The sequence below is a fragment of the Serratia surfactantfaciens genome (genome assembly GCF_001642805.2).
GTDB classification, from domain to species: domain Bacteria; phylum Pseudomonadota; class Gammaproteobacteria; order Enterobacterales; family Enterobacteriaceae; genus Serratia; species Serratia surfactantfaciens.
In genome coordinates this window covers 2,376,223-2,390,383 of sequence record NZ_CP016948.1, presented here as the reverse complement: position 1 = coordinate 2,390,383, position 14,161 = coordinate 2,376,223, and the positions used below count along the sequence as shown (strand labels likewise).

Below are 14,161 nucleotides of genomic sequence, written 5' to 3'. Positions count from 1 at the left end.
AATAACACACAGGGGTGTTTATGATGTTTGCGAAAGTTCGTCGTCAATGGCTGTTGGGCGTAGTGGGTGTCGCGTTGGCCGCCGGTTTGTCGACGCAAACCTATGCCGCCGACAATCTGCTGCAGCAGGTGAAACAGCGCGGTACGCTGATCGTCGGGTTGGAAGGCACCTATCCGCCGTTCAGCTTCCAGGGTGAAGACGGCAAGCTGACCGGTTTCGAAGTGGATTTCGCCAACGCGTTGGCGGAACACCTGGGCGTGAAAGCCAAGCTGAACCCGACCAAATGGGACGGCATGCTGGCTTCGCTGGACTCGAAACGTATCGACGTGGTCATCAACCAGGTGACCCTCTCCGATGAGCGCAAGAAGAAATATGACTTCTCCACCCCTTACACCGTTTCCGGTATTCAGGCGCTGGTGAAGAAAGGCAACGAAGGCACCATCACCAAGCCGGAAGACCTGAAGGGCAAGAAGGTTGGCGTGGGTCTTGGCACCAACTATGAACAGTGGCTGCGCGCGAACGTGCAGGGCGTGGACGTGCGTACCTACGACGACGACCCGACCAAGTATCAGGATCTGCGCGTTGGCCGCATCAACGCCATTCTGGTGGATCGTCTGGCGGCGCTGGATCTGGTGAAGAAAACCGGTGATACGCTGGCGGTAGCCGGCCCGGCGTTCTCTCGTCAGGAGTCCGGCGTGGCGCTGCGCAAAAATAACCCAGAGCTGCTGGCCGCGATTGATCAGGCGATCGCCGAGATGCAAAAAGACGGCACGATGGCGAAGATCTCCGAGAAATGGTTTGGCGCGGACGTAACTAAATAATGCACGAAAGTATTCAACTGGCGCTGGATTCAGCGCCATTTTTATTGAAGGGCGCCATACTGACGCTTCAGCTCAGCCTGGGCGGGATGGCGTTGGGATTGCTGCTCGGTTTTCTGCTGGCGCTGATGCGCCTTTCGCCGCTGTGGCCGCTGTCGTGGCTGTCGCGCATTTACGTGTCGCTGTTCCGCGGCACGCCGTTGATCGCCCAGCTGTTTATGATCTATTACGGTCTGCCGCAGTTCGGCATCGAATTCGATCCCTTCCCGGCGGCGCTGATTGGCCTGTCGCTCAATACCGCCGCCTACACCTCGGAAACGCTGCGCGCGGCGATTTCGTCGATCGATAAAGGGCAGTGGGAAGCCGCCGCCAGCATCGGCATGACCCGCTGGCAAACTCTGCGCCGGGTGATCCTGCCGCAGGCGGCGCGCACCGCCTTGCCGCCGCTCGGCAACAGCTTTATCGGTCTGGTGAAGGACACCTCGCTGGCCGCCACCATTCAGGTACCGGAACTGTTCCGTCAGGCGCAGCTGATCACCTCGCGCACGCTGGAAGTGTTCACCATGTACCTGGCGGCCTCGCTGATTTACTGGGTGATGGCGACCCTGCTTTCCGCACTGCAAAACCGTCTGGAAGCCCACGTAAATCGCCAGGATCAGGAGTAACGCATGAGTGCCATTGAAGTTAAACAGTTGACCAAGCAGTTCAAGGGTCAGACGGTGCTGCATGGAATCGATCTGGCGGTGGACGCCGGCGAAGTGGTGGCGATCATCGGGCCGAGCGGTTCGGGGAAAACCACCTTGTTGCGTTGCATCAACCTGCTGGAGGAGCCGGATTCCGGCACCATTCGCGTCGGCGATATCCTGATCGACGGCAGCAAACCGCTGAGCAAACAGAAGAACCAGGTGCGTGCGCTGCGTCAGCAGGTCGGCTTCGTGTTCCAGAACTTCAACCTGTTCCCGCATCGTTCGGTGCTGGAAAACATTATCGAAGGGCCGGTTATCGTCAAGGGCGAAGCAAAAACCAGCGCTGAACAGCGCGCTCGCGCGTTGCTGGCCAAGGTGGGGCTGAGCGGCAAAGAGCAGGCCTATCCGCGGCGGCTGTCCGGTGGGCAGCAACAGCGGGTGGCTATTGCGCGCGCGCTGGCGATGCAGCCGGAGGTGATTTTGTTCGATGAGCCGACCTCGGCGCTCGATCCCGAGCTGGTGGGGGAAGTGCTCAATACCATGCGCTCACTGGCGGAAGAGAAACGCACCATGGTGATTGTCACCCATGAGATGAGCTTCGCCCGCGACGTGGCCGACCGGGTTATCTTTATGGACCATGGCCGCATCGTCGAACAGGGCCCGGCCAAAGCGCTGTTCGCCAACCCGCAGCACCAGCGCACCCAGCAATTCCTCGACAAGTTTCTGAATCAATAAGGCGGCGGGGGAGCTTCCCCCGACTGCGTTCACTCCACTTTCAACAATTCATTTCGCGCGGCGGCGGCGAGAAACCCGCTGCGGCTGCCGTATCCAGGATGTTGCCGAACCAGAGAATCAATGCGGCTTAACAGTCGGTGGGGCAGCGTGATATTGATTCGCTCGGCCCGGCCGTCAAACTTATCCATATTGATAGCGATCAACAGCCACTGCCCCCCCTCGAAGGATTCCGCGTTTTTGGCAAGATGCACGGCGACGGCCCGCGGACGCGGTATCGGCTGATTGTCTTCGCTCAACAACTCAAAGTGCGCATCCAGCGCGCTTTGGGCATCGGCAAAGGCGTCGTCCAGGCTGGCGCCGGCGAAATAACAACCGGGGACATCGGGAAAGAAACCGCTGGCGCTGCCGTCTGATTCGGTATGGATGTAAGCGGGATAAAACATGGTTTCTCCTGTCTAACGCGTGGCGATGTGAAGTGCAGTTAACCCCGCGTCTTTAAGTATCTGCCGCAGCGTGCCCAGCTTGAGATCTTTGTTTGGGTGCGGCACGGTGATGATCAGCGCAAAATCGGGATGTTTGAATTGATGGTGGCTGCCTTTTACCCGCCGCAATACCCAGCCGTGGCTTTCCAGCAGCGCGATCAGCTCTGAACTCTTCACGATGTTATCGTCCTTAATCTACACACCATACACACTCTCAGGCAAGGAGATTAATACGCTAACGACTGGCCGGGCGGCGGACAATAAAAAACCCTGCACGAGTGCAGGGTTTGCGTAGCGGTAAGCAAATCAGGCGGCGACGTGTCGCCGCCTTGACGATGCGTTAACCGATGGTCATCAGGCTGGCGTTGCCGCCGGCGGCGGCGGTGTTGACGCTCAGCGAACGTTCGATCAGCAGGCGCTCCAACAGAATGTTGGTTTCCCCGTGGGCGAAGCCCTGCACCGAAACGATGGCGCCGCCGCGCTGGGCGATCTGCTCGCACAGGGTGCGCAGTTGGTCGGCATCGCCGTGGTAGATGGCGGCGTCGAACTCAACCTTATCCTGCTGCCAGTCTTTGCTGAAGGCGACACGCGCCTGCACATCGTTCGGCAAGCGGCGGAACAGATTGCGCTGCAGTTCCGCTTCCGGCCACAGCGCGCAGCTGCCGACCGCCAGCACGGCGGCCAGCTGGATCAGCGCATCGGCTTCGTTATCCGCCAGGCACAGCACGCGTTCACGCGGCAACAGGGCATAGGTATTGCGCTCGCCGGTCGGCCCTGGCAGCGGACGGACGGTGCCGCCCTGGCCCAGTTCCGCATAGCGCTGCGCCAATGCCGCCAGTTCGCCGTGTTGGCTGGTGACCGCCCATTTCTCCAGCGATTGCAGCGCGCCCAGCAGCTGCGGCCGTGCGGTGGCTTCCATTGGGCGCTCCTCGTCCTGGCGCTGCAGCGTGCGCTGCAGCGCGTCGTCCGGCCGGTTGGCCAAGAGACGGTACAGGTACAGCGGGCCGCCGGCTTTCGGGCCGGTGCCCGACAGGCCTTCGCCGCCGAACGGCTGCACGCCGACCACTGCGCCCACCATGTTGCGGTTAACGTACAGGTTGCCGACCTTGGCGCGCTCGGTCACCCGGGCGATGGTTTCATCGATACGGGTGTGAATGCCCAGCGTCAGGCCGTAACCGGCGGCGTTGATCTGATCGACCAGCGCGTCCAGGTTGCTGCGCTGGAAGCGTACGACGTGCAGCACCGGGCCGAAGATCTCTTTCTGCAGCTCGTCGAAGCTGTCGAGCTCGATCAACGTCGGCTTGATGAAGGTGCCGCGCGCCCACTCTTTTTCATCCTGCGTGCTACCTTTGGCGGCCTGGTACACCTTGCGGCCTTTGGCGCGCATCGCCTGGATGTGGCGCTCGATGCCGGTTTTGGCTTCGGCGTCGATCACCGGGCCCACGTCGGTGGACAGGCGCTCCGGGTTGCCCATGCGGCATTCGGCCATCGCGCCGCGCAGCATCTGCAGCGTGTGTTCGGCCACGTCTTCCTGAATGCACAGGATACGCAGCGCGGAGCAGCGTTGGCCGGCGCTGTCGAAGGCGGAGGCCACCACGTCGGTGACGACCTGTTCAGTCAGGGCGGAAGAGTCTACGATCATGGCGTTCAGGCCGCCGGTTTCGGCGATCAGCGGCGTTGGACGGCCCTGCGGATCCAGACGACCGGCGATGCTGCGCTGCAGAATGCCGGCGACGTCGGTGGAGCCGGTGAACATCACGCCGCGTACGCGGGCGTCGTTGACCAGCGTCGAGCCGACGGTTTCACCCTGGCCTGGCAGCAGCTGCAGCACGCCTTGCGGAATACCGGCTTCCAGCAGGATGCGCACCGCCTGAGCGGCCACCAGCGGCGTTTGCTCGGCCGGTTTGGCCAACACGCTGTTGCCTGCTGCCAGCGCGGCGGCGATCTGGCCGGTGAAGATCGCCAGCGGGAAGTTCCACGGGCTGATGCAGACTACCGGGCCCAGCGGGCGGTGGCTGTCGTTGGCGAAATCGTCGCGCACCTGGCCGGCGTAGTAGTGCAGGAAGTCGACCGCTTCACGCACTTCGGCGATGGCGTTGTTGAAGGTTTTACCCGCTTCGCGCACCAGAATGCCCAGCAGGCTTTGCAGCTGGCTTTCCATCAGTTCGGCGGCGCGTTCGAGGATCGCGGCGCGCTCCGTTGGCGGTGTCGCGAACCAGATTGGGCCGGCGGCCGCGGCGGCGTCGAGCGCGCGGCTGACTTCGCCTTCGGTGGCTTCACGCACGTAGCCGACCACATCGCCCGGCTCGGCCGGGTTGATCACCGGCTGTTCCACGCCCTGATCCAACTCGGCGTCGATAATAGGTTCCGCGCGCCACGGATGGCTGGCGCTGGTGAGCAGGGCGCTGGACAGCGAGGCCAGACGCTGTTCGTTGGACAGATCCAGACCGCTGGAGTTGGTGCGTTTCTCGCCATACAGCTCGCGCGGCAGCGGTATGCGCGGATGCGGCAGGCCCATCTGGCCTTCGCTGGCCGCCATGGCTTCCACGGCGCTGACCGGATCGGCCACCAGCTCGTCGAGCGGCAGGGTGGCGTCGGCGATGCGGTTGACGAACGAGGTGTTGGCGCCGTTTTCCAACAGGCGACGCACCAGGTAGGCCAGCAGCGTTTCATGGGTGCCGACCGGCGCATAGATGCGGCACGGGCGGTTCAGTTTGCCGTCGGCCACTTTACCCACCACCTGTTCGTACAGCGGTTCACCCATGCCGTGCAGGCACTGGAACTCATACTGGCCAGGGTAGTAGTTGTTGCCGGCCAGGTGATAGATGGCGCTCAGGGTATGGGCGTTGTGGGTGGCGAACTGCGGATAGATCAGGTTCGGCACCGACAGCAGCTTGCGGGCGCAGGCCAGGTAGGAAACGTCGGTGTACACCTTACGGGTGTAAACCGGGTAGCCTTCCAGGCCGTCCATCTGGGCGCGTTTGATTTCGCTGTCCCAGTAGGCGCCCTTCACCAGACGGATCATCAGGCGACGACGGCTGCGTTGCGCCATGTCGATCACCGCGTCGATGGCGAACGGGCAGCGTTTCTGGTAGGCCTGAATCACGAAGCCGATGCCGTTCCAACCGGCCAGCTGCGGCTCGAAGCACAGCTTCTCCAGCAGATCGAGCGAGATCTCCAGACGGTCGGCCTCTTCGGCGTCGATGTTGATGCCGATATCGTACTGGCGCGCCTGCAGGGTCAGCGACAGCAGGCGCGGGTAGAGTTCTTCCATGACGCGTTCGTACTGCGCGCGGCTGTAGCGCGGGTGCAGAGCGGACAGTTTGATGGAGATGCCGGGGCCTTCATAGATGCCGCGGCCGTTGGAGGCTTTGCCGATGGCGTGGATCGCCTGCTGGTAGGAAACTAGGTAGGCCTGAGCGTCGGCCTCGGTCAGGGCGGCTTCGCCCAGCATGTCATAAGAGTAGCGGAAGCCTTTTTCTTCCAGCTTGCGCGCGTTGGCCAGCGCTTCGGCGATGGTTTCGCCGGTCACGAACTGCTCGCCCATCAGGCGCATCGCCATGTCCACGCCTTTGCGGATCAGCGGTTCGCCGCTCTTGCTGATGATGCGGTTCAGCGAGCGGGACAGGTTGGCTTCGTTATGGGTCGACACCAGCTTGCCGGTGAACAGCAGGCCCCAGGTGGCGGCGTTGACGAACAGCGACGGGCTGCGCCCCAGGTGCGAGTGCCAGTTGCCGTTGCTGATCTTGTCGCGGATCAGGGCGTCGCGGGTCGGTTTGTCCGGAATGCGCAGCAGCGCTTCCGCCAGGCACATCAGCGCCACACCTTCCTGCGAGGAGAGGGAGAACTCTTGCAGCAGGCCTTGCACCATGCCGGCGCGGCCATTTGCACTTTTTTGGTTACGCAGCTTCTCGGCGATGCCGTAGGCCATTTTGTGAGTGGCCTGTGCAAGATCGGCGGGTAATCGCGCCTGTTCGAGCAACATCGGCACCGCTTCGGTCTCTGGGCGGCGATACGCGGCGGTGATGGCGGCGCGGGTGACTGACTGCGGCAGAATTTGTTCGGCGAAATCGAGGAATGGTTGGTGTGACTCTTCCTGCGCTTGCGGCATAATGTCGTCCGCTTCAGGCTGGCCCGCTGCGGCCAGCGCTGGAATTTCAGGAATATCGCTACCGCTCTCGAGACGCTCGAGGTAATTAAAGATGGCCTGCTTGATGAGCCAGTGCGGCGTGCGATCGATGCGCTGCGCGGCGCTCTTGATCCGGTCGCGTGTTGCCTCGTCGAGTTTCACGCCCATTGTGGTAGTGCCCATGCCTGTCCAACTCCTGTGTTTAGAACCTATCCCATCAGGCTAGACAAACAGCAGGCCGGAAAGCCTGTTGGGATAGGTTCGTGAGATGTGTGGTGTTAAGAATGCAGACAATATCCTGCATGTTGCAACTTTGTGCAACCTTGTTAAATCAGGCTGATGAGTGAAGTGTGAGTTTCATCGATTTTTTAACATGGACAGTTGGCATGAATGTTGCGTTATTGAGCGAATGCGGCGGGGTTTATTATGCCGCAGGCGCTTTACCTTGCGGTATATAAGGGTAATCACCAGGTGCAACTCATTTTGTTTGTCGTGAGTGCAACCTGCAGGCCCGGTAAATGTGACGCAGGGTAAACTTTGTGTAACTTTGTTGTTAAATATCTTGTTGGTTGATGAAAGGCTCATCTAGGATAACCGACGGTCAACAATTACGGGCAGAAACTATTTTACCTGCACTTGCTCGCAGGCTGCGCCACGTTCCGGCGCGGCGGCCAGTGAAATGCATTGCGCGTGGGTTTACCAGCGCCGGCTTGGCCGGAGCGAAACGCGAATAATAATGAAAGTGGAGAATTAAATGACAATGAGCACACCTATGCTGGTGACCTTCCTGGTGTACATTTTCGGGATGGTGCTGATCGGCCTGCTTGCCTACCGGGCAACCAACAACTTTGATGATTATATTCTCGGCGGTCGCAGTTTGGGCAGCGTGGTGACCGCGCTGTCCGCCGGGGCTTCCGACATGAGCGGCTGGCTGCTGATGGGCCTGCCGGGCGCCATCTTCCTCTCCGGCATCTCCGAAAGCTGGATCGCCATCGGTCTGACCATCGGCGCTTACCTGAACTGGAAGCTGGTGGCAGGCAGGCTGCGCGTGCATACCGAAGCCAACAACAACGCCCTGACGCTGCCGGACTATTTCACCAGCCGTTTTGAAGACAACAGCAAGCTGCTGCGGGTGATCTCGGCCATCGTCATCCTGGTGTTCTTCACCATTTACTGCGCCTCCGGCATCGTGGCCGGCGCACGTCTGTTCGAAAGCACCTTCGGCATGAGCTACGAAACCGCCCTGTGGGCCGGCGCCGCAGCGACCATCCTGTATACCTTTATCGGCGGTTTCCTGGCGGTGAGCTGGACCGACACCGTGCAGGCCAGCCTGATGATTTTCGCGCTGATCCTGACGCCGGTGATCGTGATCTTCGCCGTCGGCGGCATCGATACCTCGATGCTGGTGATCCAGGCGCAGAACCCGGCCAACCTCGACATGCTGAAAGGCCTGAACTTCGTCGCCATCTTGTCGCTGCTGGGTTGGGGCCTGGGCTACTTCGGCCAGCCGCACATCTTGGCGCGTTTCATGGCGGCGGATTCTCACCGCACCATCCGCAGCGCGCGTCGCATCAGCATGACCTGGATGATCCTGTGCCTGGCCGGCACCATCGCCGTCGGTTTCTTCGGCATCGCTTACTTCGCCAACAACCCTGATCAGGCCGGAAACGTGTCGCAGAACGGCGAGCGTGTGTTCATCGAGCTGGCGATGCTGCTGTTCAACCCATGGGTGGCGGGCGTGCTGCTTTCGGCGATTCTGGCGGCGGTCATGAGCACCCTGAGCTGCCAGCTGCTGGTGTGCTCCAGCGCGATCACCGAAGACCTGTACAAGGCGTTTCTGCGCAAAGGCGCCAGCCAGCGTGAGCTGGTGTGGGTCGGCCGCGTGATGGTGCTGGTGGTGGCGCTGGTCGCCATCGCGCTGGCGGCCAACCCGGAAAACCGCGTGCTGGGCCTGGTGAGCTACGCCTGGGCCGGTTTCGGCGCCGCCTTCGGCCCGGTTGTGCTGATCTCGGTAATGTGGTCACGCATGACCCGCAACGGCGCGCTGGCCGGCATGCTGGTCGGCGCGGTGACGGTGATCGTCTGGAAACAGTACGAATGGCTGGGCCTGTATGAAATCATCCCAGGCTTCATTCTGGGCTGTCTGGCCATTGTGGTGGTGAGCCTGATGGGCCGCCAGCCTTCCGCCACCATGACCGAGCGTTTCGATCAGGCGGAAGCCGAGTACAAAACGGTATAACTGCCGTCAAATAACGAAGGGCGCCAATGGCGCCCCTTCTTTTGATAAAGTTATAGGGTTATCTTTTCAATAAAGTCACCATGCGTCTTAATGGCGAGGTTATTTTCCACGATGTGGAGTTGCGCAGCTCAGTGATTTCTCGCTCCAACCCCGCTAACTTGCCTGAAACTATGTCGTTTTTCTTGGCAAGTTCACCTTTCAAATCGGCAATGATGTCGCCATTGGTGTACTTGAAGCAATCGACCATATGGCAAATAAACTTATTGTACTCGGCCTGTACCCGGCCGGCATTGGTTGGGGGATAATTAATCAGCTCGGTAATACAGCTATAGTAGCCGTTTACATGTTCATCGCCTTTCTTTTGCGTCATCACGGAACCATGACGCACTCGACGTAAATAAAATTTTTCATTGACACAATGAACGGTAATATCATTCTCAAGCAGAAGACGCGTAGTGAATATGTTGTCTTCGTGTACGATGCCGTTTTTGAACTGGATGTTTTTTAAAGCTTTTCTACTGGATATATACAAGCAAGGGCTGACGATATAGTTACCGACATTGATTGCTTTCTGAAAAAAATCCGTTCCTGGGCAAGTGATGTTACTTAATGAACCATTTCTTTCATACTTAGGGTTGAATCGCTCAGCCAGACTTTCATCGTCGAAGAACACGGAAGACTCAAAAAAGACCACGTCCGCCTGGGTTTCTTTTAGCATGCCAGCTAATCGATCCAGTGCATTTTCCGCGAGTTTGTCATCGCTATCCACAAAGATCACATAGTCGCCTGATGAGGCGGCGAGCCCCGTGTTTCTGGCAGACGATTGCCCTTTGTTTTCGGTATGGATCACTTTAATGCAAGGTGCAACGAAGCTACTCAGGATCGTGCCCGTTTTGTCGGTTGAACCATCGTTGACCAGAATGATTTCAATATTATCCTGATCGTTCTTTAATAAAGATTCAACGCACTCACTAATGTAGTTTTCCGTGTTAAATGCCGGAACGATGGCGGATATCTTCATTTTTACTCCATTTAACTTGCTACGGGCTCGCCTTACCGGTTAATCAGGCTCTGACGGCAGGATTAAATCATACTTCTACGGATCGTGATGGATGCTGCCATCCTACCGTTTCTGGTCTGTCCGTAAAGCAAACGGCGTCGATATCTCCTCGCTGTTTATGGCGTCAGAACGGCATACTTCTGCTCTTTGCAGTATATCATGGCACTTCATGAGCGCTCCGCACCACCCAGCGGTAACACCTGGCGACATTTGATTAGAAAAAATCACCCTCGCGCCTCTTGTATTTATCCTTGGCCGAATGATAATCACTCTCGTTGAGTTTTACGTTTCTTTACATAGCCGCGCGGCTTGTTTCGCAGCCACCGTTTCTGCCGCCGCGCTCTTTTCAGGGGTGATTATTTATGTTTGTTCCCTTTCTTATCATGTTCCGCGAGGGGCTGGAGGCGGCGTTGATCGTCAGCCTGATCGCCAGCTACCTGAAGCGCACGCAGCGCAGCCAATGGCTCGGCGCGGTGTGGATCGGCGTGATAGTCGCAGCCGCGCTGTGTCTGGCGCTCGGCATCTTCATCAATGAGACCACCGGCGAGTTCCCGCAGAAACAGCAGGAGCTGTTCGAAGGTATCGTTGCGGTGGTGGCGGTGGTGATCCTCACCTACATGGTGTTCTGGATGCGTAAAGTCTCCAAGTCGGTCAAGGTGCATCTGGAAGGGGCGATCGATCAGGCGCTCAACGCCGGCAAAGGGCAGGGTTGGGCGCTGGTGGCGATGGTGTTCTTCGCCGTCGCGCGCGAAGGGCTGGAGTCGGTGTTCTTCCTGCTGGCGGCGTTTCAGCAAGACGTGGGCGCCGCAGCGCCGATCGGCGCGGTGCTCGGCCTGGTGGCCGCCATCGTGCTGGGCATGATGATTTACTGGGGCGGGGTGAAGCTGCACCTGGCCAAATTCTTCAAATGGACCAGCCTGTTCATTCTGTTCGTCGCCGCCGGCCTGGCCGCCGGGGCGATCCGCGCATTCCACGAAGCCGGCCTGTGGAACCACTTCCAGGATATCGCCTTCGACTTCAGCAGCACCCTGTCGACCCATTCGCTGTTCGGCACCCTGCTGGAAGGCATTCTCGGTTATCAGGAAGCGCCGACGGTCAGCGAAGTGGCGGTCTACTTCCTGTATCTGATCCCGGCGCTGATTTTCTTCTTCCTGCCGCAGCGCGCGGAGCCGGCAGCGGCCCCGGCGCAACGTAAAATCAATCATTAATATTTAATAGGGAATCTCGTATGTCTACTCCGTTATTTCGCCGCAAGGCGTTGCACGCAGCATTACTGGCTATCCCGGCGTTTGCGCTGAGCATCGACGCATTGGCGGCGGATGTGCCGCAGGTCAAGGTCACGGTCAACGACAAACAGTGTGAGCCGATGCAGCTGACCGTGCCGGCCGGCAAGACGCAGTTTGTGGTGCACAACACCAGCCAGAAAAACGTCGAATGGGAAATCCTGAAAGGGGTGATGGTGGTGGAAGAGCGCGAGAACATCGCGCCGGGCTTCACCCAGAAAATGACCGCCACGCTCGAGGCGGGCGAATATGACATGACCTGCGGGCTGCTGAGCAATCCGAAAGGCAAACTGACCGTCACCGCAGCGGCCGGCGGCGCCACCGACGGCAAGCCGAGCGCGCTGGACCTGGTCGGCCCGATCGCCGAATACAAGGTCTACGTCACCAAAGAGGTCGATGGGCTGGTGAAACAGACCAAGCTGTTCACCGATGCGGTGAAGGCCGGCAATGTGGAGCAAGCGCGCAAGCTGTATGCGCCTACCCGCCAACACTATGAGCGCATCGAACCGATCGCCGAACTGTTCTCCGATCTGGACGGCAGTATCGACGCCCGTGAAGACGACTACGAGAAGAAATCGGCGGACCCTAACTTCACCGGCTTCCACCGTCTGGAGAAGGCGCTGTTTGCTGATAACTCCACCAAAGACATGGGTAAATATGCCGATCGCCTGTATCACGACACCGTTGAGCTGCAAAAACGCGTGAGTGAACTGACCTTCCCGCCGAGCAAGGTGGTGGGCGGCGCGGCCGGGCTGATCGAAGAAGTGGCGGCCAGCAAGATCAGCGGTGAAGAAGACCGTTACAGCCGCACCGATTTGTGGGATTTCCAGGCTAACGTCGACGGCGCGCAGAAGATAGTTAACCTGCTGCGCCCGCTGTTGATCAAAGCCAACAAGCCGCTGCTGGACAAGATCGACGCCAACTTCAAAACCGTCGACACCATTTTGGCGAAGTACCAAACCAAAGAGGGGTATGAGTCCTACGAGAAGCTGACCGATGCCGATCGCAATGCGCTGAAAGGGCCGATCACCACCCTGGCGGAAGATCTTTCCCAACTGCGTGGCGTATTGGGTCTGGACTGAGGCATACGGTTATGAGCAACAAGGCAGGCCCGAATAACGGGCCTCATCCGCACTCTCAGGGGGCTGCATCCCCTTCACGCCGCCGTTTGCTGCAGGGACTGGGGCTGAGCGCGCTGGCGCTGGGCGGCAGCCGCCTGGTGCAGGCGGCGGACAAAGCGGCGGAGCCGTTGGCAGCGCCGCAGGATGAGCGCTGGCAGAAACAGCCGTTTTATGGCCGCCATCAGGCCGGGGTGCTGACCCCGCAACAGGCGGCGATGATGCTGGTGGCGTTCGACGTGCTGGCGACCAGCAAAGCGGATCTGGAGCGTCTGTTTAGGCTGCTGACCGATCGCATCGCTTTCCTGACCCACGGCGGCAAGGCGCCGGAGGTGGATGCCAAGCTACCGCCGCTCGATTCCGGCATCATGGGGCCGGAGATTTACCCGGACAATCTGACCGTCACCGTCTCGGTCGGCGCCTCGCTGTTCGACGAGCGCTTTGGCCTGCAGGCGCACAAGCCGCTGCGGTTGCAGAAGATGACACGCTTCCCCAACGATGCGTTGGACGCCGGGCTGTGCCATGGCGATCTGCTGCTGCAGATCTGCGCCAACACCAATGAAACGGTGATTCACGCACTGCGCGACATCATCAAGCATTCGCCGGATCTGCTCAGCGTGCGCTGGAAACGGGAAGGGTTTATCTCCGCGCATGCGGCGCGCAGCAAAGGCAAAGAGACGCCGATTAACCTGTTGGGCTTCAAAGACGGCACCGCTAACCCGAAAACCGACGACAAGCCGCTGATGGATAAGGTGGTATGGGTCGGTGACAACGCCGGCGAGCCGGCGTGGACGGCGGGCGGTAGCTATCAGGCCGCGCGCATTATTCGTTTCCGCGTTGAGTTTTGGGACCGCACGCCGTTGCAGGAGCAGGAAACCATTTTCGGCCGTGAAAAGCACAGCGGCGCGCCGCTCGGCATGAAGCATGAACATGATGAGCCGAACTATGCGAGCGATCCCGACGGCAAGGTGATCCCGATGGATGCGCATATCCGATTGGCTAATCCGCGCACGCCGGAAAGCCAAAGCAATCTGATGTTGCGGCGTGGCTACAGCTATTCCCTTGGCGTATCCAATGCCGGCCAGCTGGAAATGGGGCTGCTGTTCGTCTGCTATCAGGCCGATCTGGAAAAAGGGTTTCTGACGGTGCAAAAAAGACTGAACGGCGAAGCGCTGGAGGAATACATCAAGCCGATCGGCGGCGGGTATTTCTTCGTATTGCCGGGCGTGAAAGAGGGCGGCGACTATCTGGCCAGCGGCTTGCTCAAGGCCTGAAGACGGAATGGCGGGGCGGGATCTTCCGCCTCGCTTTACGTTTGTCTTTCCCGTTGTGGGGGCAATGAACGATGAAACGCAATTCAATGCTGTGCCGGCAGATTAAAAAAACCGCAGTTGCGCTGTTTTTGATTGCGCAAAATTTAATCGGGAAACCAAAGTGTCATTCGTGGTTTTAAATTGTAATTCATTGATATTTATTAATTATAATTTTCTATGGAATGACGTCTTAGGCGTGATATAGTGTTTTTGCGTTAACTGAAAACAAAAGATATTAAATTTTTTTACATTTTAGTAACGCTGTGGGATTGAATGTCATTATACTGTAATCATCTGG

11 protein-coding genes are annotated in these 14,161 nt (G+C 59.0%); 7 read left to right on the top strand and 4 right to left on the bottom strand.

The genetic code is table 11. From position 1 onward, the window contains the following. The first annotated feature begins 20 nt into the window (after positions 1 to 20). The 3 genes from tcyJ to tcyN are packed head-to-tail and all read left to right on the top strand — an operon-like array spanning position 21 to position 2,239. Positions 21 to 821 (top strand): cystine ABC transporter substrate-binding protein, encoded by an 801-nt coding sequence (gene tcyJ, locus ATE40_RS11245; RefSeq protein ID WP_019452927.1) that lies wholly within the window; start codon positions 21 to 23, stop codon positions 819 to 821. Continuing rightward, a complete protein-coding gene (gene tcyL, locus ATE40_RS11240) occupies positions 821 to 1,483 on the top strand; it encodes a cystine ABC transporter permease (RefSeq protein ID WP_025303237.1) in 663 nt (220 codons plus the stop codon). The genes tcyJ and tcyL overlap by 1 nt, the downstream gene beginning before the upstream one ends. Positions 1,484 to 1,486: 3 nt before the next feature. After that, on the top strand, positions 1,487 to 2,239 hold the full coding sequence (tcyN, locus tag ATE40_RS11235; RefSeq protein ID WP_063918537.1) for an L-cystine ABC transporter ATP-binding protein TcyN: 753 nt from the start codon (positions 1,487 to 1,489) through the stop codon (positions 2,237 to 2,239). Between the two features lie 29 nt (positions 2,240 to 2,268). Here the strand turns inward: tcyN and ATE40_RS11230 are convergent, their stop codons facing one another. From ATE40_RS11230 to putA, 3 genes are all read right to left on the bottom strand, one after another. Next, a complete protein-coding gene (locus tag ATE40_RS11230; RefSeq protein ID WP_019452924.1) occupies positions 2,269 to 2,682 on the bottom strand; it encodes a type II toxin-antitoxin system HicB family antitoxin in 414 nt (137 codons plus the stop codon). Between the two features lie 12 nt (positions 2,683 to 2,694). Continuing rightward, positions 2,695 to 2,898, bottom strand: a complete 204-nt coding sequence (locus ATE40_RS11225; RefSeq protein ID WP_063918536.1) for a type II toxin-antitoxin system HicA family toxin — start codon at positions 2,896 to 2,898, stop codon at positions 2,695 to 2,697. 163 nt (positions 2,899 to 3,061) lie between these two features. Continuing rightward, positions 3,062 to 7,033 (bottom strand): trifunctional transcriptional regulator/proline dehydrogenase/L-glutamate gamma-semialdehyde dehydrogenase, encoded by a 3,972-nt coding sequence (gene putA / locus ATE40_RS11220; RefSeq protein WP_063918535.1) that lies wholly within the window; start codon positions 7,031 to 7,033, stop codon positions 3,062 to 3,064. 571 nt (positions 7,034 to 7,604) lie between these two features. Here putA and putP point away from each other — a divergent pair. Beyond that, positions 7,605 to 9,089, top strand: a complete 1,485-nt coding sequence (putP, locus tag ATE40_RS11215) for a sodium/proline symporter PutP (protein ID WP_025159832.1) — start codon at positions 7,605 to 7,607, stop codon at positions 9,087 to 9,089. Positions 9,090 to 9,147: 58 nt separating this feature from the next. Here putP and ATE40_RS11210 read toward each other — a convergent pair whose 3' ends face one another. Next, complete coding sequence (locus tag ATE40_RS11210) at positions 9,148 to 10,110, bottom strand: glycosyltransferase family 2 protein (RefSeq protein WP_019452920.1); 963 nt, start codon at positions 10,108 to 10,110, stop codon at positions 9,148 to 9,150. 401 nt (positions 10,111 to 10,511) lie between these two features. Here ATE40_RS11210 and efeU point away from each other — a divergent pair, with 401 nt between their 5' ends. Genes efeU through efeB form a run of 3 tightly spaced genes read left to right on the top strand, consistent with a single transcriptional unit; the run spans position 10,512 to position 13,824 of the window. Then, positions 10,512 to 11,357, top strand: coding sequence for an iron uptake transporter permease EfeU (efeU, locus tag ATE40_RS11205; RefSeq protein WP_025159831.1), 846 nt, complete (start codon positions 10,512 to 10,514; stop codon positions 11,355 to 11,357). 20 nt (positions 11,358 to 11,377) lie between these two features. Further along, the gene (gene efeO, locus ATE40_RS11200; protein WP_019452918.1) at positions 11,378 to 12,514 is read left to right on the top strand and encodes an iron uptake system protein EfeO; all 1,137 of its coding nucleotides are present in this window, start codon (positions 11,378 to 11,380) and stop codon (positions 12,512 to 12,514) included. An 11-nt stretch (positions 12,515 to 12,525) separates the two neighbouring features. Continuing rightward, complete coding sequence (efeB, locus tag ATE40_RS11195; protein ID WP_063918534.1) at positions 12,526 to 13,824, top strand: iron uptake transporter deferrochelatase/peroxidase subunit; 1,299 nt, start codon at positions 12,526 to 12,528, stop codon at positions 13,822 to 13,824. Positions 13,825 to 14,161: the final 337 nt, after the last annotated feature.

Excerpts from the sequence above, each read along its gene's own strand:
- putP (WP_025159832.1), top strand. The coding sequence starts at position 7,605 with ATGACAATGAGCACACCTATGCTGGTGACCTTCCTGGTGTACATTTTC.
- efeO (WP_019452918.1), top strand. The coding sequence starts at position 11,378 with ATGTCTACTCCGTTATTTCGCCGCAAGGCGTTGCACGCAGCATTACTG.
- tcyN (WP_063918537.1), top strand. The coding sequence starts at position 1,487 with ATGAGTGCCATTGAAGTTAAACAGTTGACCAAGCAGTTCAAGGGTCAG.
- efeU (WP_025159831.1), top strand. The coding sequence starts at position 10,512 with ATGTTTGTTCCCTTTCTTATCATGTTCCGCGAGGGGCTGGAGGCGGCG.
- tcyJ (WP_019452927.1), top strand. The coding sequence starts at position 21 with ATGATGTTTGCGAAAGTTCGTCGTCAATGGCTGTTGGGCGTAGTGGGT.
- ATE40_RS11230 (WP_019452924.1), bottom strand. The coding sequence starts at position 2,682 with ATGTTTTATCCCGCTTACATCCATACCGAATCAGACGGCAGCGCCAGC.
- putA (WP_063918535.1), bottom strand. The coding sequence starts at position 7,033 with ATGGGCACTACCACAATGGGCGTGAAACTCGACGAGGCAACACGCGAC.
- efeB (WP_063918534.1), top strand. The coding sequence starts at position 12,526 with ATGAGCAACAAGGCAGGCCCGAATAACGGGCCTCATCCGCACTCTCAG.
- tcyL (WP_025303237.1), top strand. The coding sequence starts at position 821 with ATGCACGAAAGTATTCAACTGGCGCTGGATTCAGCGCCATTTTTATTG.
- ATE40_RS11210 (WP_019452920.1), bottom strand. The coding sequence starts at position 10,110 with ATGAAGATATCCGCCATCGTTCCGGCATTTAACACGGAAAACTACATT.